Below are 22260 nucleotides of genomic sequence, written 5' to 3'. Positions count from 1 at the left end.
GCGGTCTCGACCGTACTACCCGCCGACGCGCTCCCGCGTGAGCTGCTCGATCTGGCGATCACCGCGACCGCCGCGGTCGGACTACCTTTCGGCGGAGTCGACCTGGTCCCGCACCACGGCGGGGTGGTCTTCGAAGTGAATGTGCACCCGGTGCTCGATGTCCCGGGCGGATTCGACAAAGTCACCGTCCCTTATGTGCTCGCCCACCTCGATGCCCTCGACGCCGACCACGACCCGACCATCACGCTGTCGCGTCGGCGACCGACTGAGCAAAACCATCCTGCCGAGCAGATCCGTTGCGATCCGGGACAATCGGAGATTCCGACATGACCACGACGCTCAGCGTCTTTGTCAGAGAAAACTTGCTGATCCGAGCCGGGCGGGGCGGCCCTTCGGTGTCCCTCCCAGTCGGGCCGGTCCATGGCCCGGTTGCGCAGCTTATGACGGGAGATGACATCGAGCTGCCGGAAGATTTCGCGAAGGTGGTATTCGACCGTCGCCGCGCTGAGGAACAGTTCGGTGACGATCTGCTGGTTGATGTGGCCGTTGCCGACCAGCAGCGCCCAACCGTGTTGTTCGAACCTCCTCTCCGCACGTCCGGGCCAGCGCACAGCAGATGAACAACCGGTGCACCCCCGGCAACGGAAGTGCGGTTGGAAGCGGATTCGCTGCTGCCCGCGGATGCCAGGCGTGCTGCACGATCGTCTCCGGTGGGTTGCCATACGCGTGGGATCTACTTTCGCAGCGAGAATCGGTGGACAGACACCCGAGCCGACAAGTTACACAGCTATACCTGCAGGACCGCTCAACCCGGTGGCGATGGTGGTGGGTGCGCCGCCCATGGTCGGCAGGGAAACCACGTTGCCGCTCCTCTCGGTGATGTACAGGGTAGTTCCGGAAACGGCGATACCCACAGGAACATTCACTGTGGCCAAGGTGATGGGTGGGCCCCCGATGGCCGGCAGGGAGACGACCGTGCCGGTGCTTCCGGTGACGTTGTCGATACTTCCGGTGACGTACAGAGTGGTCCCCGAAATAGCGATACCTGTCGGGTTGGGCAGGCCGGTGGCGACGGTGGTGGGTGTGCCGCCGGAGGTCGGCAGCGAAGTCACGATGCCACCGGCGGCGTTTCCGGTGATGTAGAGGGTGCTGCCGGAAACAGCGATGCCCTGCGGGTTGGGTAACCCTGAGGCCAGGATGGTGGGTATGCCGCCGGACGTCGGCACCGAAACAACGTCACCAGCGCTCTCGATGATGAACAGAGTGGTGTCCGAAGCGGCAATACCCACCGGGTCCACCAGGCCGGGAATGTTCAGCGGGGTCGGTGTGCCACCGGACGTCGGCACCGAAATGATCGCGTGACTACCTTTTTCGGCGACATAGAGGGTGGCACCGGAATGCGCAACCCCGTACGGACGATGCTCGTTCAGGCCGGAAGCCACCGCGGTGGGTGTGCCGCCCGCCGCTGGCACCGAAACCACTCGACCGTTGCCGTTTTCGGCGATGTACAGGGTGTCCGCCGAGGTGTCCGCAGCGGCGGGACCGGCGCCAGGAACGGCCGCCGCAGCCGCGAGCATCAACGGGGCTGTTACCGCCGTGGCCAGCGCCCTGCCCATAACCCGTGCCACGACTACACGGCGGAAACGACGACGCTCCTTGCGGAAATTCAGTTGCACGCTATCTTCCTCACTCTCTCCGTATCCAGTTCGAAGATGGTTTGGAGACACGGCCGCCGCGGCCGCATCACCAGGAGCTGAAGATCGGTCGATCGACACTGTCGCCCCGATACCACGGTGACTCCGCATCGCAGGCAGCGTTCTTCTCAGGAGCCCTTTCAACGTAATCGTGGGATCGATGAAATCAACGACCGCGAGCGTTTCACAACCGGTGGCAGGCCGAATGGTGGCTGATGAGCTCGAGGCGGATATCCTGCGTGTGCACACGTCACAGCATCTGGCGCGGATCAAGTCCGAAAGCATTCAACCGAAAGGTGGGGATGCCAGTGACGGTACCTCGCCATTCGGCAAGGGCGGGTACGACATCGCGATGCTGTCGGCCGGTGGTGCGATCGAACTCGTCAAACATATTGTGGCAGGCACCGTCGACAACGGTTATGCGCTGGTCAATCCGCCTGGACACCACGCGACCCGTGCGACCGGCATGGGATTCTGCGTCTTCAACAATGTGTCGGTCGCTGCCGCCTACGAGAAATCCGTTCTCGGCATCGACCGTCCCGCTGCCACCGGGCAGCGGTGACGCCGCCTATCTCCACGCCATCGATCGTGTGGTCGAGCCGGCGCTACGCGCCTTCCAGCCCCAGCTCGTCATCGTCGCGTCCGGCTTCGACGCAAGCATCCTCGACCCGTTGGCACGGCAGATGGTCACCAGCGGAGGCTTCCAGAAGCTCACTCGTCGCATGCTGGAAACGGCCGCCGACGTGTGCGGGGGCCGGATCGGGTTCGTTCAAGAGGGCGGATACAGCCCACACTATGTCCCCTTCTGCGGGGTCGCGGTGCTGCGCGAATTGCTCGGCGAAGAATTTTTCGAGGACCCCTACACGCCGATCGTCACGACGCAAGGCGGCGACGTTCTACTCGCACACGAGGCCGCCGCGATCGAGGATGCGGTTCCACTGATGGCGGAGCTGTAGGCCGGAGTTTCTCGCGCACAATGCCGGGCGACCCACCGACCCGCACCTCAGCCTGGCATCCGTCCTTCGTCGATCAGGTCGGCTGGCCGGTTTCTGGGAGTCCCGTGATTCACCAAATCCGCCCGAGGTGTGGTGAACCCGGATCTGCGGACGTTTCCCGGTCAGATCCCGGCGAACGGTGGAGCTTTCGTGACCGTCGCCGCCGCTGTCCGTACACATGCTATTCCACTTGCCCGTGATCACGGCTGGCCGGTGGCGAACGCCAGTACGGCGTCGAGGAACTCCGGGCCGCCCTGCGCGTATCCGCCGACAATTCCACCGATCAGCGCACCGGCGGGGATGCTGATCCCCCATATCAAAAAAAGACACGCCCCGAGAAGGCCGCCCACGATGGCACCGCCGACGACGCCAGGCAGGTTCTTGTTGACCTGCTCCTCGAGCCGGTCGTAGGAGCTGATGTCCTTTAGTTGCGTAAGATCTTCTGCCGTCAGGGTTGGTGTCAGCGTCAGGGTGCGGCCGTCCGCACCGATCTGCTGCGCAATCGCGATTGAAAGCCCGTCGACGGCGTACTGGTGCGGCACTTCGGTCACCGCCGCTCCGTCGCCGGACTCGAGCACCACCGCACCGTTCTGCGCGATCTCGAACTTGCCGTTCTCGACGGTGGTAATAATGGCCTTGTCGACTGGCGAAACGGTGATCTGGTAATTGATTCCGTGATCTACACCGGAAGTCGTGTCCGCTGTAGTCACCGCAGTCGGCTGCTCCGTTACGGCCAGCTCTGCATGGGCGGTTGCCGCAGTGATTCCAATGGCCGAGACGGCCATGAAAACGGCAGCAGTGATCTTGTCGAACTTCATGCTTCGAATCCCTCCACTCAGCTGCCCCCGATGGGCGGACCGAGTCAGACCTTATGCGGTGGCAAATTCGGTGTACCCCCAACACCACAGACTCAGAGCAGATTCGCATTCGCATCGATTAGCGATCTCCTGGTTCAGAATCAGCGCATGACGTCCCCCAAGCTGCTGCAATCCGCTTCCCTGCTAATCCCCGAAGAGATCGCAACCGAGAACGACATCATCAGCAGCAGCGGGCGTGTCCGCCGTGGAGCGAGGGTGTCCATCTGTCCCTGTCCGCTCAGACTCCCTCGGTGAGGGCGAAGTGCTCGTCGAGATACCGCGCGACTGCCTCGGGCTGTTCGAGGGCTGCGGAGTGGCCTGCGTGGTCGTCGTCGCCTCCGATAGCGAGCACCGGCACCGGGCAGTCCTGCAATTTCTCGACGACGCGTGAGCGGATGATGACGCCGTGGGCGGTGTCGCCGATGGTCAGTGCTGGGTTGGTTTCCGGTTTCCAGGTGCTGAACATGTTCCGCATCTGGACGGTCTTCGAATCGAGCTGATCCGCGCGGCGGGCTCAACAGTGCGGATCGAGGCCGCCACCGGCGGCGATCCCGTCGGCTGCCCCGAGTGCGGGACGATGTCAGGCCGTGTCGACAGCCGGTATCAGCAGCGGTTGTCGGATACCTCGATCACCAGCCGGGAGGTCGTGATCAGGTTGCAGGTCCGCGGGTTGTTCTGCGACAACTCCGAATGCAGCGAAACAACTTTCGCTGAGCAAGTGGGTTCTACGCCGACAGGCCCCGGCGCGTTGTGCACCGAGGCCTGGGATCGAGGGGGTTTTCACGTCAATACCGTCGATCGGCCGGTAGAGCCAACCTCGGGCACCGCACCCGGCCACAGCCCGGGACGCGGAATCTGGGAAGAGCTGTTCAGCGACCACCTCCTGGGCTGCCGGTCAGGCCTGCGTCATTTCGTCATCCCCTCCGGCGGTCCGGCCGACTGCACCGGGTTCTCTTCTCCGCCGGAGGGGATGGTGGATCTTGCTTCCGGTGCAGTTCACCTGCCCGGCCAACCAGACATCTCATCTCCAACGACAGCGACTATATATCGGATATTACACAATGTCTACATCCTGCGATACAGAGTTTCCTACTTCCCGGTAGACGTTTTCTGCACGCCCCACCTCGAGTAGGGGTGGGGTGGACATTGACCAGCCCCGACCGCCGACGATGCCGATCGGTTCGCGTTCGAGGCCGGTCGCGAGGTGATCGAGCAGCCCAAAGGCATGCTGATGCTTGGTGTACGGGATCGGCGAGCAACAAGCGTTCGCGCTGCTGCGGTCCTGCTCACAGAACCCAACGTGCGGCTACGTGGGCTCGCCCTCACCGAACTACCGACCGCGGGCAGGCAAGCCGCCCGAGCCCCGCTGCGCGTCGATTCGAACCGCATCCTCGTCGGGCGGCTACCGCAGACCGAGACGAGTACAAGAAGGGCGGTCTTCTTTTTCAGATTACCGTGCCATTTTGCTGGGTTCGGCCGCGGGCTCGCCTGGCCTTTGCGGTGATGGTACGACGGCCATAACCCCTTCTGGCACCGCCGATTCGAGCCGGTCGACGATCAGGTGCCGGGCTGCGCCTTCGATCAGGCCGGTGGCGATCGGCCAGCCGTTGGCCAGAGCGATGCCGTAGTGGAGGTTTTCGATGTGCCCACGCAAGTAGCCGATGGCGGCGGCGCCTTTCGCGCTGTTCCGGAGCGAGGTAGGTGGCTTCGGTTTCGATTGCGTCGGCGGCCTGGCCGGTGTGGCCGGTGAGGATTTGCAGGACGCTGGCGGTGACCCAGTCCTCGACCACCGGGCCGCCGCCGCCTGGTCAACAGCCACTCCAGAGGAGCCACTGGAGTGTGAAGGCCGTAGGCGGATCAGCGTGGTGGCATGTGTTGGTGATCCGTTTGTGGCTGCCTCGCCGCAGCTTACGGGTCATTGCCGGACGCTGCGTCGAATCGCCGTCAGCTCAACAGGTCCCATGCCGGGCCTGTGCCGAAGCCGGGGAGGTGAGCCCAGAGATAGTCGTTGGCGGGGTGCTCAGTTCCGGCGCGCATAGCCGCGTCCAAGTCGGCGGACGTGGTTGGTGAGCTCGGATCCGGTTCGTCGGTTGCGTATGACTCTGGCCTGGGCGGGATGAGGAATCTGCGATTTTCGTGTTCGACATATCGGTAGCCTGAAGCTTCGAATTTGCGAAACTCTCTGGCGAAAACCGTTGTTCGACCCCATGGTGTGTCCGGCGGTTGGCTATCGTCGGATGGAGTGTCATAGAATTGCGTTGCCGGATCGGAGGTGACCAACACGATTTGGCCGGTATCGATTGCTTCGTGGACCCATCGGTGGTTGAGGAACAGTGACCAATCATTCACCCAGAGGATGTTGTATCCCGGCTCTCCTCTCAACTTCTCGGTGCCTGACAGCCTTCCGATTACCGCGATGTCGGAAGTTTTCGGCATGGTGCGCTCGTCGAAATCTATCGGCGCGGCGATGTCGAAGGGTAGCTCGGCGAGGAGTCTTCGATTTTCTCTGATTTCATCGGCGTGTTGCTCGAAATAGGTGAGGAGGGGCTCGATTCTATGTCCGAGATTCCTGACGAGTTCGAAATCTCTAGGTGGCAGACCTTGTTCGGCCTGCTCGGGTTCGGGGTCTTCTAGGATGGGGGGCATGCTGTGCCGGCGGAGTTCGGCTTTTCGGGCTCGTACTTGATGCAAGTTTGATGGCATGGTGTGCACTTTCAGAGTGTGGCTCCGGTTGCCGTGAGACCGATTATGTTGTCGTTCATGTACTCCTGTGCATCGGGTATGTTTCCGACGATAGGTTCGACGGCCTTCTTCCACACCAGCTCCCGACCTGTCAGTAGGCTGCCGCGCAGCCCGGAGCGTTGCGGCGCTTCGAGGATTGTTTTGGTCAGCCGGCGAGGATCGTCGAGAAGTCGGAGTTGATAGATCCAGCTCAGTCCAGATGAGAACGCTGGTGAGATACGAGGAGTGAGTCCGCGCTCAGTACTCAGGAGGGTTTCGTTGATGTCAGCCGTTTCGGATCGCACGGCGGGTAGCTGGGTGGCTCGGTGAATTAGACCGGCGAGACCGGGATCTGTCCGTTTTTGCTCGGGCGTGACGTTTCGCAGGATGTCATTGAATTTCTCGGCTACTTCGTGCGCAATCCGCGTGACGGGTAGCGGTGTGGGTGACTGATCACATGCGGTGTGCCTGTTTCCTTGATTGTAATAGTTCAACGCGCTCTGGTTTCCCAGGATCTCGAATGAGGTGAGATACGACAGTGCGGTATCACGGGTATACCGTTTTCGGGTCCCTGTTCTGATGGGAAGTTCCACGATGATGTCGTCGTAACTTCCCGATTGCAGACCGGCGGCGGTTCGGAGCAGGGTGCCGAGCATGATGTCCGGGCGGATGATGCGACCCTCGGTTTCCAGGAGCAAACCGTGCGGAAGTGAGACAATGGACCAGGTCCCGCGGCAATCACGGGCACAGACGCGATCCGCGGGGATAACGCCGGTATTGGCGATGTCGTCGCCGCCGTTGGCGATGATGATGCGAATACCGCTGTCTTCGCCGTAGGATTTACCGTCGCCGGGCGGAAGCTCGAGGATCTGGAGGTTGCATCCGGTGACCGGGTCGCGCTTCCACTGGTCGCGAAACCCGGTCGGATCGTAGGTGTCCAATGTCGACAGGTTGAACCCCTCGGGGATCGGCGTGAACTTCGAGAACGATTCGACCAGCTTCTTCGCGGACGAAGTCCCGCCGCTGTGAAGGTCGTCGGCCAACATCGCCAGTAACGTTTGGCCGTAGTTTTCGAATCCAACCTTCCCCGGCCACGATGGAGCTCGTTTCCTGCGTCGGTGATGGTATCTGCGATTGAGAAGCCTCCGATAAATGTCACTGCCGACGTCCATACGGAGCAAGTGCAGTAGATCGGCGACGTCACGGTCGAGGAGGGCGATACCGTTGCCGAGATCGCGAACGGTCACGGTGATATCGGTTCGCGATTCGGGGCGGCGGCCGAACCACAGCGTGGTGTCTGTGGGTGATGTGTCTGACATGCGTCCACCCCTCAGGCTGGTATATAGCTGGACGGGGTATGGAGGACTAGGTCGTACACGCTGGGCTGCCCTTCCTTCTCGACGCTGACCTGGCCGTAGGCGTCGATCAGATAGTCCGGGCTCAGTTGTCCCTGGAAAAAAAGCGGGTCAGCGACGACCCGCTCGAAGGGTTTGAGCTGCCCGATCCGGTTGCCGTGCTGATCGATCTCAGCCACCATGCGACCGCCGAAGGCATACCAGTGCCTTTCGCGGCCGGCAACCGGAATGACCGCGTCGAGCCTGCCGTCGAGAGCGGTGATCACCCCGGGGAGGTTTATCTTGATGTTGTTGTCACCGTCGATGAAAATGAGATTCCCGTCCTCCCTTAAGGTCCAGGTGAGAACGGTGGTGTCTTTTGTGGTAACGACTATCGTTGTCTTGGTGTCGGTTTCGTAGAAACTGAAGGCGCAGTCCACGTCTCGGTTTATCGGCAGGTCGGGGAAAGTGGGCAGCCGGTTCGGGTTTTCCAGACTCAGCTGTGGGACAGTGTCACCGGACCGCATGCGTGGAGTTAGGGTGTATATGCAGTCTCGCCACAACGCGAAGGACCGGGCGGGGGGGTTTGCCGGTCCTTTGTAGTAGCCAATGATCGCGTCGGGTACTTCGGGTAGCCGCAGGTCGGATACGTACATTTGGGCGAGTCCGCCGGGGCCTGATGACGGTATGCTGCACACACCGCCACGGAAGCCACGCGGGGCGATCCACACCGCGCACCATTTGGCGACGTCGTGATCGACGATCACCGAACGGCGAGGACGAATCCACTCGTATTGGGTAATATTGATACCGTCGATGCTGAAGCCGTCGTAGTATTGGCCGAGCCGTTCGGTCGGGATCGCGATCTCCGCACTCTTGTCTCCTTCTTCGCCCGTCGCAGGAATCACCAGCGTGCCCACCGGGGACTCCCCGCGATACCGGAACCGCCCGCGGCGGTTCGGCAAAGGTGTGGCCCCGGCCAACTCGTCCACCGGCAGCTCGAACATCCTTCCGATGTCGTGACCATCTCCGTCATTTTCCTTTTGCCGGAAATAGTCGACAACTTTTACCATCGCGGGTGGATCGTGAAGTTCCTCCGGCATCGGCGTTGTGGCAACTACTGCCAGATATGGTTCATAACTGGAAAACTCCTCAGCCAAAATCTCTGCAAGATCTTCGGCGTTTTTCTTGATGTCTGCGCCTATTGTGTTGACGGTCCCCCGATCCCAGTCGATCACATACGATTGCACGAACTGCATCGGACAGGGGTAATGGTGAGTGACTTTAATCTGCTTGTATCGGTTCGGAATCAACCAGCCGAACGACAGATAGTCCAGCGGAAAATTGATGACCTCCTCCGTCGCTTTATCGACGGTGACTGTCGTCAAAACATTGAACGCCGAAAAACGCTCGGTTGCCGCGCTCGACCCCAGATGGAACACAGCCTCGAAATGCGGAGACAGCGCAGAATGAGCTATGTCCGGATCGGTATCGTCTTTACTGCGCTTGATCGACCAGGAAACCCACGGGCCGTCCCCTGTTGTGCCACCGGCAGCCACCAACTGGTAGTCCTTGAGTGTCCACGATGCACCGCTTGTGTAGGCGTAACTCAACCCTGCCGTGGGGACGTCGCCGAAGAAACCCACACTTGCGCCGATCGTTGTCGAAGTACTGACAGTCTCGGCCTGGTTGTGGGTGATCGGTGAGTAGTCACCGAGGATCCAATCCTTACTGAACTGCACTCCCGAATCTGCGGACGGAGTCGCCGGTTGAATGGTCATCGCAAAATTGTCGAGAATGTAACCGTTATCTTTCAAATAGTCGTTCCCGAGTACATGGCTGTTTTTCAGGCCGTCCGGCGTGAACCGTCCTGCGAGAATGGAGTGCATCGCCCACCGGCCGTCCACGAATGGTCGGCGTAGGCGGGCGGTATCGAGCACCGTGCCACGAGTGCTGATACGAACAGCACGCCCTCGTTCAGGCGTGTTCGGTGTCGCCACTTCCTCGATGAGCTCGAACTGAAGCGACTGCTGATATGTACGTGACGGTTCGAAACTCGTCGCCCGACGCGTCACATATCGCGTACTCCTGGCATCCGAACTGGGCACATTCGCCGCCGGCCACGCCAGAGCGCCCTCGCCGTCTCCTTGCTCGGGAGCTTCCTGGACGCGATCCGTTTGCCCTGTATTCACCCTACATCACACCTTTCCATAGCCAGTCGATCGCGTACTCGCCGAAGCGAATCGACCCACGACCACAGCCGTGCGGCACAGATATTCGATTCGCATGTCATAATCGCCCATGTCACCACGTCGGATAAGTTTTATTGCGTCGACCTTCGCCGAACTTGAATCCACGTAATTCATCACGTCTTCTGAATACGATCAGAAGACGGCCACGTATCAACAGCTCATTGACTCCAAAGAGAGCTCGGCACCTCCTTACCAGCGGCGAACGGCTGCCATTCGGCGAGGATCCCAGGACCGCACAGCCACCGACTGGCCTGCCGCGGACAATCGGACGCATACGGTCTCGTCGAAACCGACCGTGCTGCCACCGATCTCCACTCGCTCCACTCGCGCGAGCAGCCCAGAAGACAGATCGACTACAGCGGATGCACTACCGGCCGAACGACATCGACGGCTCTACCCCATCGACACCGCGCGCATCTTCGACGGTGACCGTCTGCCAACATCGGCAAATGCCAGCAGGAACTCTGCGATTGTGTTGCCACGGTGACGGGAACTACTCTACCAACTCGGACACGGTCTCGTCACCGAAATAGACTGTGCTGCAAGCCGAAAGCTGAACTCTTCGACACCTGCCAGGCAGCCGACCGGTCGGTGCCTACCGGTCGCCGGTGAGGCGCTCAACATCAAGCCGCGACATTACGTGCCGACGGAATCGATGTTGTTGAAGTGGCCCTTCCCAGCCATATTCGTCGACAGGTACTGCTACCGGAGAGGGTCAGGATGCGATCGCGCCTTCCGCGGTCTGGGGGAACGCCCAGTTGGAGTGCACGATGCGCCACTCACCGCCGATCAGCCGGTAGGCCTCGGTGGCGTTCCACGCACGGAGCTCCAGCTCGAGGAGGGTCTTGCCGACCTCTTCCTTGTTGACGCTCATCCCATATCCCTTCATGGACGCTGTGGCCGGCCGTATCCGCCCGGCGCGTGTGTACTTCCTGTGCCGTCGGCCCCACTGTGCGGGTCCCACCAGCTACGGAACTGCGAAGTGGTACAGGCGTATGCCGTGTTCTGCGGCGTTGACGTAGGTAAAGGTGGACATCACGCGGTCGTTCTCGACACCGGCGGCAACGGGTTGTACGACAAGGCATTACCCAACGTGAAGCATGGCTACGAACGGTTTTCGACAAGCTCGCCACCCATTGGCCGCGGCTGATCGTGGTCCACCAACCCAGCACCATCGGCGCCCTGCCGGTCACCGTCGCCGAGTCTGCGGCAACGACGTGGCCTACCTGTCCGGTCTGTCGATGCGCCGCATCGCTACTGGAGCTATTGGCAGACGCTGGCGACATCTGATCACGTCGACGCGATGCCTTTGGCCGACATCCTGCGCACCAACGCGCAGGCGCACCGCACGCTGCCTGTGGACAGGCAGTTGGCCCGCGCGATCACGGTGCCGGCGAGGTCGGTTCAGGATGCGATCGTGCTTCGGCAGGCGTCGACACGGTGTGTCGCGCCTGCCCGGCAGTTGTAGCCGACCGTCCGCGGTGAGCTCGACGGCTTAGGGCTCGAGGCGGCACCTGGGCCTAGCGTGTGCGCCTGGTGAGTCAGGAATCGGGAGCGGTCTGACGAGCCCGGTAGGCGGCGGGGGTGAGGCCGGTGTGGTGGCGGAAGAAGCGGCCGAAGTTGGCCGCGTCGGCGAAGCCGAGGTGGGCGGCGACCGCGTGGGCGGTCCACCGGGAGTGGCCGAGGAGGCGGCGCGCTTCGAGCAGCTGCCGTTCGTTGACGATTTCCCGTGCTCTCTTGCCGGTGGCGGCCTGGGCGGCGCGACTGAGAGTACGCACCGAGCAGCCGAGCATCTGGGCGTAGTCGTCGACCCGGTGCAGCTCACGGAAGTGCAGTTCCAGGGCGTCGACAAATCGTTCGTAGGTGTGGCGGCGCCCGGTGGTGGTGCCGGTGTGGGGACTGCTGCCCGAGGAGCCGATTGCAGCGTCAGTCGGAGGGCCCGAGGTACCTGGCGAGTGGGCGAGGCGCACCAACAGGGTTTCGAGGAGGCTGCATCGCAGGGCGTGGTGGGCCGCGAGCGAGCGGCGTCCGAGCGCGCGGTGTTCGTCGAGGAGTTGGAACGCCGTCTGTTCCAGCCAGGGGACATCGTCGGGATGCGGGGTCAGGACGGCGGGGGCGTCGTGCGAGGTGAGGGGAGCCAGCAGGCGGGCGGTCTCGGGCCGGAGCACCTCCGGCTCGAACAGAACAAAGGGGCCGCGGGCGGTGCTGGGATCGTGCCAGCACTGCACGTGCCCGGCACGCACCCACAGCCACTGGCCGGGAGCCACAGTGCGCGTGACGTGATCGACGTCGTGCCGCAGGGCACCCTCGGTAACCAGGATCAGGTAGTGGAAGGTAGCCCTGCCCGGACGAGGGGGATTCCACGGCCAGTCGTCATGGTGGGCGTGGAAGTCCTCGACCGTGGTCACCTCCAAGCCGTACGGGGTGGCGACCGGCGGCTGGAAGCCATACAGCGGGACGGAAACCGGCTCGGCAGATGCGATGAAAAGGGGCTGCGAGGATGAGATGGAGGAGGAACGCCGCCCCGAACTCGAAGAATGTCTGCTGCTGACCATCACATGTCCGCAATGTACCAGCCGAATTGTCGATCTCGAGGAAAAGATGGTGAGGAGGCCCGCGACTGCGTGCCTGGGATAAAGAAAAGTCTCCGCAGAAGTGATTCCCACCGGCAACGAGCGTCCCGGCAGGCTCGGACATTCCTTGCGGCGGCGGCCACCGGCACCGCAACGGGCCACCGCCGTTTTCGACGGGCCGGACCCTACATCGCGAGGAACAGACACTGACATCGATCGAGGAGTTGACCACCTTGGACGGAGAGACGTTGCTGAAGACTGCGGCAGACTACGCCGAGGAACTGCCCGGGGCCGGCCTGGAGCACCCCTTCGGCCCTGACTGGGAGGTCTTCAAGGTGCGCGGCAAGGTCTTCATGCTGATGACCGAGGTTCCCGGACGCCCCGTCGTGATCCTCAAGTCGGACCCAGCCGAGGCCAAGGCCCTGCGCGAGCAGCATGAGAACATCACCCCCGGCTACCACATGAACAAGAAGCACTGGATCACGGTGGAGGGCGGGGACGCGATCGGCGAGAGGCTGGTCAGGGAGCTGGTGACCGAGTCCTACCGTCTGGTGGTCGGCCGGCTCCCCAAGTCCCGGCAGCTTGTCGACCCGCACACCTACGGCCGCCGCGGTTGACCCGCGTCATGCCTCGAACTCCTCGACGTCGCGACCCAGGCGGGCGCCCGGTACATGGGCGCGGACCTGGCCCAGGACTTCGGCAGGCGCAATGCCGGTCCCCGGCGACTCGTCGTCCGCCCACACCCCACCAAGGTCATCGCCTACAGCGGCATCACCGACTGACGAGCAGCCGCCCGCCTGGAGCCACTGACACGTCCATGAAGCACGAAGAAAAACGCTGTCCCTGTTCGACGACGATTCGCACGCCCGCTAGCCGACCGGCTGCGGCCGCGCACCCTGAAGGACATCGGAGGAATCGCCATGGAAGAGACACCCGGCCACAAACGGCAGACGCCCGGCGCCGAGGGCGCACACGCAGGCAGACCCGCGGGGACCACCGAGGATAAGTCTCCGACGATGCGGGCCGTCGTACTTTCCGAGCCCGGCGACGTGAACAGGCTCGTCGTCAAGGACGTGCCGTTGCCGCGGGTCAGGCCCGGATGGGTGCGTATCGAGGTCAAGGCGTTCGGAGTCAACGAATCCGAAGTCACCACCCGTAAAGGACTTTCCGCCCCGGATGTGACGCTGCCCCGCGTGCCCGGCATCGAATGCGTCGGCGTGGTCGACGAAGCACCGTCCTGCAGCGGCCTGCACGCCGCCCAGCAGGTGGCCACCATGATGGGCGGGATGGGGCGCTCGTTCGACGGAGCGTACGCGCAGTACACCCTGGTTCCCGTTGATCAGATCATTCCGTTCGACTCGGAGCTGCCGTGGGAGACCCTCGGAGCACTCCCGGAGATGTTCCAGACCGCCTACGGCTCCCTCAGCACCGGACTAGATCTCCGTGCCGGACAGACACTGCTGATCCGCGGCGGAACCTCGACGGTCGGGCTTACCGCGGCGGCGATGGCGAAGGACCTGGGAGCCACCGTTCTCTCCACCACCCGCCGCCCCGAACGCGCACGGATGCTACGCGCCTTCGGCGTCGACCACCCGATTATCGACGACGGAACGATCGCCGGCACCGTGCGGGAAGTCTGTCCGGACGGGGTCGACGCGGCACTGGAGCTGACCGGCACGCGGGATCTGCAGGACACACTGCGGTCAGTCTGCGCCCACGGCACGGTCTGCTTCACCGGCGCGCTGTCGGACACGTGGACCATCCAGGACTTCAGCCCCCTCGGGTATATCCCGAACGGGGTACGGCTGACCGCCTACGGCGGCGCCGCCACCGACCTGCCCGCCGAAGCATTCCAGCGCCAGCTTCAGGCCATCGCCGAGGGCCGGCTGAAGGTCACCATCGCGAAGACCTACCGTGGCCTCGAAAGTGTGCGAGAAGCGCAGACCAGCCTGGAGTCCGGTGCGGTCCCGGGCAAGCACGTGGTCGTACTCGATTGACACTGCTCCTGCAGAAGAGAATCGAGTCATTCCTGGAACGCGAGACTCCCCTGGTTGCGGTATGAGCTGCGTCGAATACCCCGGCTGGAAGCGTAACCTTCCTGAAATCGTCCCCCGCGACTACCACGGTCGATCGCGGGGACACCCTGCTTTGCCGGCTGCGTGGTTACGGCGCGGTAGGAGCCGGTTCGTCGGCCGGGTAGTAGTAGATCTCACGGCGCAAGCGTTCCAAGTCCGGCGCCGCGGAAGTGGGGGTTTGCTCATACCGATCGCTCTCATGGCCCCAGAGCACTATGTTGGCCATGTTCCCGTACAACTCCGCATAGTCCTTCCCCTGGCCCGACAGGCCGGGAAGCACGCGCAGCAGCGCGGGGATGTAGCGGTTCAGTGCCTCGAGCTGGGCGCGATGTTCCGCCAATTGGCGCTGCACCTGCTCGACGGCTTCGCCGCGGGTGCACCCGGTCTCGTGACGGACCATCCTCACCAGGTTGTAGGGGACTTGGTCGGCCTCGTCCTGATCCAATCCCACCACGTCGTTCTCCACGAAGCCCACCCAGAAGGCGAGTTCCTCGAGACGGCGGATCACGGGGTGGTGGCGCAGCGTCGAGGGCAGTTCCCGGTCGTGGTACACCTCCAGGCCGGCGATGGCGATTTCGTACCCACTGGTCGACATCCGCAGCGGCAGGTAGTCGGCTGTGGGCGGGATGTAGCCGTTGATGCGATGGTGCGCTTCGCGTTCGCAGGCTTCGTACCACTCCTCGAGGTTGTCGAGGAACCGCTCCTGCCAGCGGGCGGTGCGGCCCTCGCACAGGCGCGGCCATAAACTTGCCCAGGCCGTCGGGATCGCGCCGGGCCGCCACGGTTTCTCTGGGTCTTGGCGCAGTGTTGCCACCATGCCACGCCTCAACGCGGTGACGGCTTCCGGGTCGTTCAGCTGCGGATCATCGAAGAGGTCGTCCCACACAAGGTCCAGCACGGCAATGGCGAGGGCGGCCTGCTCTTGGGCCACGTCCGCTGCTGGTGTCATGATGTGTGCCAGGCTCCGGATCGCTCCTATCCACCGGTGGTAGTCGGTCTCGGCAGGGGTGAGGGCAAGGCCGGTGTCTACCAGCCAGCTCCTAAACCATTGCGTGAGATGCGGCGGGAGCCCATCACCGTGGGCTCGAGGTGGTTGTGTCGCCTGCGAGGGGGCCGCGGGATCAGGAGTTCGCCTGTCGAGTATGGATTTGGCGTAGGTGCTCATTGCATGGCGGATGCGCCGGTCGACGGGCAAAGCGGCGAGGTGACCGGCGGCCTGGTCCATGAATTCTTCGGCGACCGCCTGTGCTTCGTCCATGGCGCCGGAGGCGATGACGAGCTCGCGGGCGCGTGCGGCTTGCTCACGCGTTGTTGCTCTGTGTAGCAGGCGGGCAAGGTCCTGGTCACGGGCAGCGGCGCGTATCGCGGGAAGGGTGTAGATGCCCTCGGGCAGATCCGCGTTGACGGGCTTGCCCATCTCTTCGGCGGTCGAGGTCAAATCGAGAATGTCGTCATACAGCTGGTAGGCCAGCCCGAAGTGGCGGCCGAACAGCGCCAACGCCTCTTCCTGCTCCTCGGAGCAGCCGGCCTGCATCGCACCCACCCGGCACGCCAGCGAAAGCACCGCCGCCGTCTTGCCGTCGATCGCATCCAGGTAGGACTGCTCACTGCGAGAGGCCACATACTGATCAGCGGCCTCGATCACCATGCCCGCGCACATCCGCTCACCCGCGATCGCCCCCGCGAGAACTTCGCGCGGGCCGAGTTCGGCCAGCATGCGCACGCTCGTGAGTATCACGGAGTCCCCGCCCAATACGGCCATATGCGATCCCCACACCACGTTGGAACTGGGACGGCCGCGACGCTCATAGGCGTGATCGACGACGTCGTCGTGGTAAAGCGAACCCAGATGCAGCAACTCCACGGCAGCGGCGGCGCGCACCACCCGATCGTCGGCCGGGACCGTGGGATCAGTGAGCAGGTAGTACGACAGCAACGTCAACGTGGGGCGCACCAGGCGGCGAGAGGTGTCGGGCCCTTCATCTGTGAGCGCGGTCAGCTCGGGCCTGCCCGGCAACTGCACGGGTCCGAGAACGGCACGGACGCGGTCCAGGTCCGCATCCAGATGCGGGAAGACAGCCGAATCGATTTCACGTGGCACGCGGGCACTCCTGACTGGGTACATCGGTCATCTACACACACCGTTGATCAGTGGAATTTGACACCACCCTGGCGCGGAATGTATTGATGTCAGCCAATTTCGACGTCTCCGTCACAAAGGTGATATCGGTCGATGGGTGCCGTTGGGGCGAGCACCTTCCCGATCGACGTCGCCGGGCCCGTGATGACCTCAAACTGGAACTGTCCCAGGAGAAACCGCTGGTCACCCATGCCCACACAGGCGCGGCACGGTTCCTCGGCTACGAGATCACCGTCCAACACAACGACACGAAGCAGACCGGCCGTTACCGTCGCGTCAATGGTCAGATCGCTCTTCATGTCCCACTGGAGGTGATCAAGGCCAAGCCCGCCCCTTATCTGCGCCGCGGCAAACCCGCCGAGCAGGCGGTCCTGACCAACGGCAGCGACCACCCCATCTTCGCAACCTCCGCTCGTCGATGTAGAAGATGGCGGCCGAGCACAGAGCCGAAATCATGACACCGCAAGGGCTACGCACCTGCTTCGAAGCACGTATCGACGCGACGGCCGGACCCACTGGTCGCACGGTTCGGCGAGACACCGCTGCACCGGCAGTAAACGGCGAGAGTCATTGACACCCAGTCGATCCAGGTCGACCATCCGCAGAAACGGGCACATAGCAGGCGATCCGGTCGTATGCTTCTACGAAGGTGGCTCGGGATGATTAACGGGGTGGCAGGATAACGATGGTCGCGATCCGCAGTGTCCGCGGAGCGTCCGCCGCAGCGGTGGACCGGGCATTCCGGGCGCTCTTGCCCCGCTCCCCCGATACGCAAATGCTTGTCGGCGCGGTCCTCCACGTGGACGGTGAACCTCCAGAACTGAGCGAGCTTCGGGACCACATTGCCGCCCGATTACCAGTACTACCCGCCCTGACTTCATATCTGCCCCCGGGAGCCACCCGGTGGACAGTCTCCTGCTACCCAGATCTCGCGGTTCATGTGGCAGAGCGCGCGGCGCCCGGTGAGCAGGAAAACTTGGAAAGTGTCGTCGCCGAGCTGACCAGGACCGAATTGCCCGATGAGGCCCCGCATTGGCGACTGTGGCTGCTCCACGGCCGTACCCCACGGCAGTATGCACTGCTGTATCTGGCCCACCACTACCTGCAGGACGCCGGAGGCATGCTGCACACTCTGGAGTCGCTGTTCGGCCCGGAAATCCCCGCAGAGACATCCTCAGCGGTGTACCACGGTTACACCCGGCACCGCCCCACGGCGGCGGACTACGGGCGTTGTCTTAGGATGTCCGTCCGCAACGTTCGGCAGGCGAGAAAGTGGAATGTGCCGCACTGTCGAACAACGCCCGATCGGACGCTTCACTGGAGCCGTGTACCCACCGACGCGCTCGGATCGATCGCTGCGACTTTCGACGGAACCCGTAACGATGTGTACATCGCGGCCATCGCCCACAGCCTTGCGCATTGGCTGGATACGATGAGCGATATTCCCGCCCGACGCGACCTCGCTTTCGCGGTGCCAGCCAATATCCGCCGACCGGCGGAGGTGGACCTGCCAGGCAACCGAACCGCTCTTACCCACATCAGGCTGCCCGCAACGTCTCTCGATCCGGCGCAACGGATAGCCGGCACGATCCATGCGACCATGCCATTGAAATCTCCGTGCGTCCGAACAGCGCTACGTGCCGGCGTCGACCACGTGCCTATGTGGCTTGCGCGCGCCACGGTGAACACGATCGCAGGTCGTCGACGTGGCCCTGTCGGCGCATCACATATCACTCTTCGTCATCGCTTGGCGTTTCGGGGCAGCCCCGTCACCGCTGTATACCCGGTGATGTGCGCCCCTGCGGGGACTCCCCTCGCGGTACTCTCGTTCACCTACGAGGGCTACGCCACAGTATGTTTCAGAGCGGACAAGGGCTTTCCTGGCCTCGACCGAATTCACCACATGTGGCAGGACACAATCCGAACCTGGAACGCGAGCCCGCTCCGAAGCTGACTGTGCGATGTCCAGCGGCAACCCCGCGGGGCGCGCCGTCCGGATTGGAGTCGGACCGATCGTCGGCTACTGAGCATGGGACGTATCTTTCCGCCCGGCGATCGAAACCCGTTGCCCTTCAGATCATCCGGGAAGGTATTCCTCCCGGTCGTCCACAGGTTTCGATCCTTGCTCCCGGGACGACCGAGACAGCGGCCCGGCTCAGCGCCGAATCTCCTCGGACCGGCATCGGACGGTGGTTTTCGCACCGATCCGGCCGAGTCCGAGGTGAAGAACCGGTAGTCTGGGATTCGCCCGGCGGTCAGCAAAGGTCCTCATGTCTTCTGTTGCGGTTACTGGTGCGACCGGCTTTCTTGGTCTTCACCTCGTTCGTGAGTTATTGGTTCGCCACCACGATCTCGTCGCTCTGGTCCGTGATCCAGGGGCGCTGGATCGTATCGCGAGGTTTCTCGAACTCGTGGGCGAACCGCCGCGGCTGCTGGATGCGCTGCCCCGGCGGATCCGCATCGTCGAATCGGAGGTGTCGTTGCCGATGCTCGGGTTGTCCCGCACGGCCTTCCACCGGCTGGCCGACGAAGTGGATGTCGTCTGGCACAGCGCTGCCAGCACCGAACTACACGGCGACTTGGAATCGCTGTGGCCGATCAACGTGGACGGAACCCGCCACATACTCGAGCTCGTATCGGCCGGGCGACGCCCGCCGCTGCTGTGTCACGTCAGTACCGCTTTCGTGGCAGGAGCCCGTCGCGAGGGGGTGGTGTACGAGTCGGAACTGGACGGTTCGGCGGGGTTCGAAAACGCTTACGAGAAAACTAAATTCGAGGCGGAAACGCTGGTTCGGGACTGGTCTCGCCGGCACGACCGGGCTGTGGTCGTGGCGCGTCCCAGTGTCCTGGTGACCGACCGCCCACCACATGCGGATCTGCCACCGCATACCTTGTTGTCCCTAGGACAGATCATCCGAGATGCTGCTGCCCGCCTGTGCGGGACATCGCGGGCTGTGGTGCGTGTGATCGGATACCCGCAAGGGCATTTGAACTTCCACCCGGTGGAACGCGCCGCGCAGACCCTGGCCCGGCTGACCGACGCAGAGCACCCCCGTCGTATGGCGACGTACCATGTCGTGCACGGGCACGACGTTTCGGTGCGAGTGCTGATGGACCTCATGGAAACTCTGGCTCCGTTGCAGATGACGATGGAATCCTCGGCGCATGCCGAACGGACCGCACTCGAAACATTCCTCGACAGGTCGCCCACCGCAGCGATGCTGAGTCATCGTCGCAGGTACGACGACACCCGGACAGTGTCAGTACTCGGTCCACCCGCCTCACCGGTCCGCATCGACCTCGATTACCTGTCGGCGGGCATCGGTATCGCCCCGGTGGCTCCGCGGGCCCCCCGCCTCGGAGATGGGAACTGAATATGGCCAACGCCGCATACGACTACGACTTGCACACCGTTGGAGCGAGAAACGATCCCTATCCTGTCCTGGGCCGGCTGCGGAACGATCGACCGGTGACCTTCAGCGAACACCTGCAGGCCTGGATCGTCACCAGCTATGCGGACGTCCGCTACGGGCTGGCCGCCCCGTCGATCTCCGCCGACCGAATCAGCCCACGCCTGGCGCAGTTTCCCGCAGACGAACGGAACCGGTTCATTCCGCTGTATGAGGTGTTGAGCCGCTGGCCGTTGATGCTCGATCACGATGAACATGCTCGATTGCGGATCCCGATCACGCGGGCGATGACACCGGCGACCGTAGCGGGCTTCCGACGGCTGATCCGCGATACGGCCCGGACGTTGCTGTGGGACGGAGTCAAACGCGGCGGCATGGACATAATAGCGGAGCTGGCTTTGCCGCTGCCGTTGTACGTGACATCGCGAATCCTCGGTGTCCCCGACGACGCGGTGGGATTGCTGAAGCGCTGCGCCGTGGACATTGTCGACTTCTTCGGTGCGGATCCGCAGGCTTACCTACCCCGCGCAGAGGCCGCGATGGAAGCCGTCCTACGGACGAGTGACCTGCTATGTCCGATGGTGCACGCCCGACGCGAGAAGCCGCGGCAAGATCTGCTGAGCACACTTGCGGGCGATCCATCGCTGAGCGATGACGATATCGTCGCGATCTGCCTGATGATGGTCTTCGCCGGATTCGAGACCACGAGCAATCTGATCGGGAACGGGATCATGCTGCTGCTTCGGCATCCGGAACAGCTCGCTGCGATGCGCCAGGATCAAGAGCTGATCCGCGGCGCGGTGAAGGAAGCACTCCGTTATGAAAGCCCCGTGCAGCGAATCTCTCGCCTGACGACTGCCGAGACCACCCTGCGCGACATCCGGATCGAAAAGGGTAGCCTCGTGTACTTCCATGCGGGCGCAGCCAATCGGGATCCTGAGGTCTTCCCGGATCCGGATCGGTTCGACATCTGGCGCGGCAGCGACCGGCACCTCGCGTTCGGTTATTCGGTACACACCTGTCCCGGTTCAACGCTGGCACAGACGGAAGCGGAGATCGTGCTCGACGAGTTGTGTCGCGTCACGCCCGCTGTGCGGCTCACCGGTGAGCCGATTCGATGGCGGATGAACCTGTCCGTTCGCTCGCTCGAGTCGCTGCCGGTGACCTTCGTTTGATCCGCGGCGGGCCCGGTCGCAGACCACCGACCGGCGGCCGTCACAGGCCCAATTGCCGGGCCATCGCGGGGCCGCAGCGTTCTCCGGCGACGGAGGCCGCCGGAACGGCGGCCGAGAGGTCACCGAGTGCGGATTCGGACAAGACGAGATCGGCCGCGATCACATTGTCCTCCAAATACTTTCTGCGCTTGGTACCAGGGACCGCCACCACGTCCGCACCACGGTGGTGTACCCACGCCAGCGCCAACTGCGCTGCTGTCACACCGTGGCGGTGCGCGAGCGCCTGCAACCGGGCAGCGATCGGCAGGTTGTGTTCCAGGTTCCCGTCGGCGAACCGCGGCTGCGTTGCCCTGCGGAAGTCCAGTGGCTCGAAATCCGCCGCCGAAGTGAATCTTCCGGTCAAGAAGCCCCGGCCGAGAGGAGAGGCCGCTACCAGGGTCACGCCGAGTTCCCGGCATGTTCTCAGAACGCCGTCCTGTTCCAGATCGCGGGTCCACAGCGACCACTCGCATTGGACAGCGGCAAGGGGATGTACGGCGTGTGCCCGCCGGATCGTCGCGGCACCGGCTTCGGACAGCCCCAGCTCCCGGACCTTGCCCGCGGCAACCAGCTCGGCCATCGCCGCGACGGTTTCCTCGATCGGGACCGCCGGATCGACGCGATGCTGGTAGTACAGGTCGATATGGTCCACCCCGAGACGTCGCAGTGATTCCTCGCACGCGCGCCGCACATAACCGGCATCGCCACACACGGTCCTCGCGTATCCGTCCGCGGCGCGGACCAGGCCGAACTTGGTAGCGATCACCGCCTCGTCGCGACGCTTGGCGAGCGCCTGCCCGATCAGCTTCTCATTCCCGCCCCGGCCGTAGATGTCGGCCGTGTCGAAGAGTGTGACACCCAGGTCCAGGGCCCGATGGATGGTGGCGGTCGACTCGACATCGTCTGTCGGACCGTAGAACTCGCTCATCCCGGCACACCCGAGTCCCTGGGCTCCCACGGTCAGACCACCGATTCGGCGTATTTGCATCGAAGAC

21 protein-coding genes and 3 pseudogenes are annotated in these 22260 nt (G+C 63.3%); 13 read left to right on the top strand and 11 right to left on the bottom strand.

The features are described from left to right. A partial coding sequence (locus AB0H00_RS29435; protein ID WP_357272654.1) for a hypothetical protein occupies positions 1-330 on the top strand: 330 nt, incomplete at its 5' end. A gap of 158 nt (positions 331-488) precedes the next feature. Here AB0H00_RS29435 and AB0H00_RS29430 read toward each other — a convergent pair. Further along, positions 489-722 (bottom strand): annotated as a pseudogene (locus AB0H00_RS29430) (hypothetical protein); the annotation flags it as partial. 57 nt (positions 723-779) lie between these two features. Continuing rightward, positions 780-1676, bottom strand: a complete 897-nt coding sequence (locus tag AB0H00_RS29425) for a hypothetical protein (RefSeq protein WP_357272641.1) — start codon at positions 1674-1676, stop codon at positions 780-782. A gap of 178 nt (positions 1677-1854) precedes the next feature. Here AB0H00_RS29425 and AB0H00_RS29420 point away from each other — a divergent pair, with 178 nt between their 5' ends. Together AB0H00_RS29420 and AB0H00_RS29415 are read left to right on the top strand one after the other, a co-directional pair. Continuing rightward, entirely contained in the window at positions 1855-2256 is a 402-nt protein-coding gene (locus tag AB0H00_RS29420; RefSeq protein WP_357272639.1) for a hypothetical protein, read from the top strand. 28 nt (positions 2257-2284) lie between these two features. After that, a complete protein-coding gene (locus AB0H00_RS29415) occupies positions 2285-2650 on the top strand; it encodes a hypothetical protein (protein WP_357272637.1) in 366 nt (121 codons plus the stop codon). 239 nt (positions 2651-2889) lie between these two features. Here the strand turns inward: AB0H00_RS29415 and AB0H00_RS29410 are convergent, their stop codons facing one another. Both AB0H00_RS29410 and AB0H00_RS29405 read right to left on the bottom strand, forming a co-directional pair. Continuing rightward, on the bottom strand, positions 2890-3507 hold the full coding sequence (locus tag AB0H00_RS29410) for a hypothetical protein (RefSeq protein WP_357272635.1): 618 nt from the start codon (positions 3505-3507) through the stop codon (positions 2890-2892). Between the two features lie 277 nt (positions 3508-3784). After that, positions 3785-4012 carry a hypothetical protein gene (locus AB0H00_RS29405; protein ID WP_357272652.1) on the bottom strand — a complete coding sequence of 76 codons (228 nt, stop codon included), beginning with the start codon at positions 4010-4012 and terminating at the stop codon, positions 3785-3787. On the opposite strand from AB0H00_RS29405, the gene AB0H00_RS29400 reads away from it, so the two are divergent. Further along, entirely contained in the window at positions 3953-4678 is a 726-nt protein-coding gene (locus tag AB0H00_RS29400; protein WP_357272632.1) for a transposase family protein, read from the top strand. The genes AB0H00_RS29405 and AB0H00_RS29400 overlap by 60 nt on opposite strands. Positions 4679-5490: 812 nt before the next feature. On the opposite strand, the gene AB0H00_RS29395 is transcribed toward AB0H00_RS29400, so the two are convergent. The 4 genes from AB0H00_RS29395 to AB0H00_RS29380 form a co-directional block, all read right to left on the bottom strand. Next, positions 5491-6258: a hypothetical protein gene (locus tag AB0H00_RS29395; RefSeq protein ID WP_357272631.1), complete on the bottom strand. Its 768-nt coding sequence runs from the start codon at positions 6256-6258 to the stop codon at positions 5491-5493. 2 nt (positions 6259-6260) lie between these two features. After that, positions 6261-7586, bottom strand: a complete 1326-nt coding sequence (locus AB0H00_RS29390) for a hypothetical protein (protein ID WP_357272629.1) — start codon at positions 7584-7586, stop codon at positions 6261-6263. Between the two features lie 11 nt (positions 7587-7597). Further along, on the bottom strand, positions 7598-9793 hold the full coding sequence (locus AB0H00_RS29385; protein ID WP_357272627.1) for a hypothetical protein: 2196 nt from the start codon (positions 9791-9793) through the stop codon (positions 7598-7600). A gap of 775 nt (positions 9794-10568) precedes the next feature. Then, complete coding sequence (locus AB0H00_RS29380; RefSeq protein WP_357272625.1) at positions 10569-10727, bottom strand: hypothetical protein; 159 nt, start codon at positions 10725-10727, stop codon at positions 10569-10571. Positions 10728-10835: 108 nt separating this feature from the next. Between AB0H00_RS29380 and AB0H00_RS29375 the strand changes: the two are divergent. Together AB0H00_RS29375 and AB0H00_RS29370 are read left to right on the top strand one after the other, a co-directional pair. Next, positions 10836-11183 (top strand): annotated as a pseudogene (locus tag AB0H00_RS29375) (transposase); the annotation flags it as partial. After that, complete coding sequence (locus tag AB0H00_RS29370; RefSeq protein WP_357272650.1) at positions 11157-11321, top strand: hypothetical protein; 165 nt, start codon at positions 11157-11159, stop codon at positions 11319-11321. The pseudogene AB0H00_RS29375 and the gene AB0H00_RS29370, both read left to right, overlap by 27 nt. A gap of 73 nt (positions 11322-11394) precedes the next feature. On the opposite strand, the gene AB0H00_RS29365 is transcribed toward AB0H00_RS29370, so the two are convergent. Continuing rightward, complete coding sequence (locus AB0H00_RS29365; protein WP_357272622.1) at positions 11395-12261, bottom strand: AraC family transcriptional regulator; 867 nt, start codon at positions 12259-12261, stop codon at positions 11395-11397. Positions 12262-12659: 398 nt separating this feature from the next. Between AB0H00_RS29365 and AB0H00_RS29360 the strand changes: the two genes are divergently transcribed. The 3 genes and pseudogenes from AB0H00_RS29360 (at position 12660) to AB0H00_RS29350 (ending at position 14423) form a co-directional block, all read left to right on the top strand. After that, a complete protein-coding gene (locus AB0H00_RS29360; RefSeq protein ID WP_357272621.1) occupies positions 12660-13043 on the top strand; it encodes an MmcQ/YjbR family DNA-binding protein in 384 nt (127 codons plus the stop codon). Positions 13044-13058: 15 nt separating this feature from the next. After that, positions 13059-13208 (top strand): annotated as a pseudogene (locus tag AB0H00_RS29355) (PPOX class F420-dependent oxidoreductase); the annotation flags it as partial. Between the two features lie 138 nt (positions 13209-13346). Next, on the top strand, positions 13347-14423 hold the full coding sequence (locus AB0H00_RS29350) for a zinc-binding dehydrogenase (RefSeq protein ID WP_357272619.1): 1077 nt from the start codon (positions 13347-13349) through the stop codon (positions 14421-14423). 166 nt (positions 14424-14589) lie between these two features. Here the strand turns inward: AB0H00_RS29350 and AB0H00_RS29345 are convergent, their stop codons facing one another. Further along, positions 14590-16602, bottom strand: coding sequence for a polyprenyl synthetase family protein (locus AB0H00_RS29345; RefSeq protein ID WP_357272617.1), 2013 nt, complete (start codon positions 16600-16602; stop codon positions 14590-14592). 86 nt (positions 16603-16688) lie between these two features. Between AB0H00_RS29345 and AB0H00_RS29340 the strand changes: the two genes are divergently transcribed. The 4 genes from AB0H00_RS29340 (at position 16689) to AB0H00_RS29325 (ending at position 21226) form a co-directional block, all read left to right on the top strand. Beyond that, entirely contained in the window at positions 16689-17099 is a 411-nt protein-coding gene (locus AB0H00_RS29340) for a hypothetical protein (RefSeq protein ID WP_357272615.1), read from the top strand. Positions 17100-17326: 227 nt separating this feature from the next. Next, positions 17327-18595 (top strand): wax ester/triacylglycerol synthase domain-containing protein, encoded by a 1269-nt coding sequence (locus AB0H00_RS29335; RefSeq protein WP_357272613.1) that lies wholly within the window; start codon positions 17327-17329, stop codon positions 18593-18595. A gap of 316 nt (positions 18596-18911) precedes the next feature. After that, on the top strand, positions 18912-20015 hold the full coding sequence (locus AB0H00_RS29330; protein ID WP_357272611.1) for an SDR family oxidoreductase: 1104 nt from the start codon (positions 18912-18914) through the stop codon (positions 20013-20015). Positions 20016-20110: 95 nt separating this feature from the next. Beyond that, positions 20111-21226, top strand: a complete 1116-nt coding sequence (locus AB0H00_RS29325) for a cytochrome P450 (protein ID WP_357272608.1) — start codon at positions 20111-20113, stop codon at positions 21224-21226. Positions 21227-21266: 40 nt separating this feature from the next. Here the strand turns inward: AB0H00_RS29325 and AB0H00_RS29320 are convergent, their stop codons facing one another. Then, complete coding sequence (locus tag AB0H00_RS29320; protein WP_357272606.1) at positions 21267-22253, bottom strand: aldo/keto reductase; 987 nt, start codon at positions 22251-22253, stop codon at positions 21267-21269. Between the last annotated feature and the right edge of the window lie 7 nt (positions 22254-22260).

Source organism: Nocardia sp. NPDC023852 (assembly GCF_040639505.1).
In the GTDB taxonomy this organism is placed as follows: Bacteria; Actinomycetota; Actinomycetes; order Mycobacteriales; family Mycobacteriaceae; genus Nocardia.
This window is presented reverse-complemented; position numbering and strand designations above follow the sequence as displayed.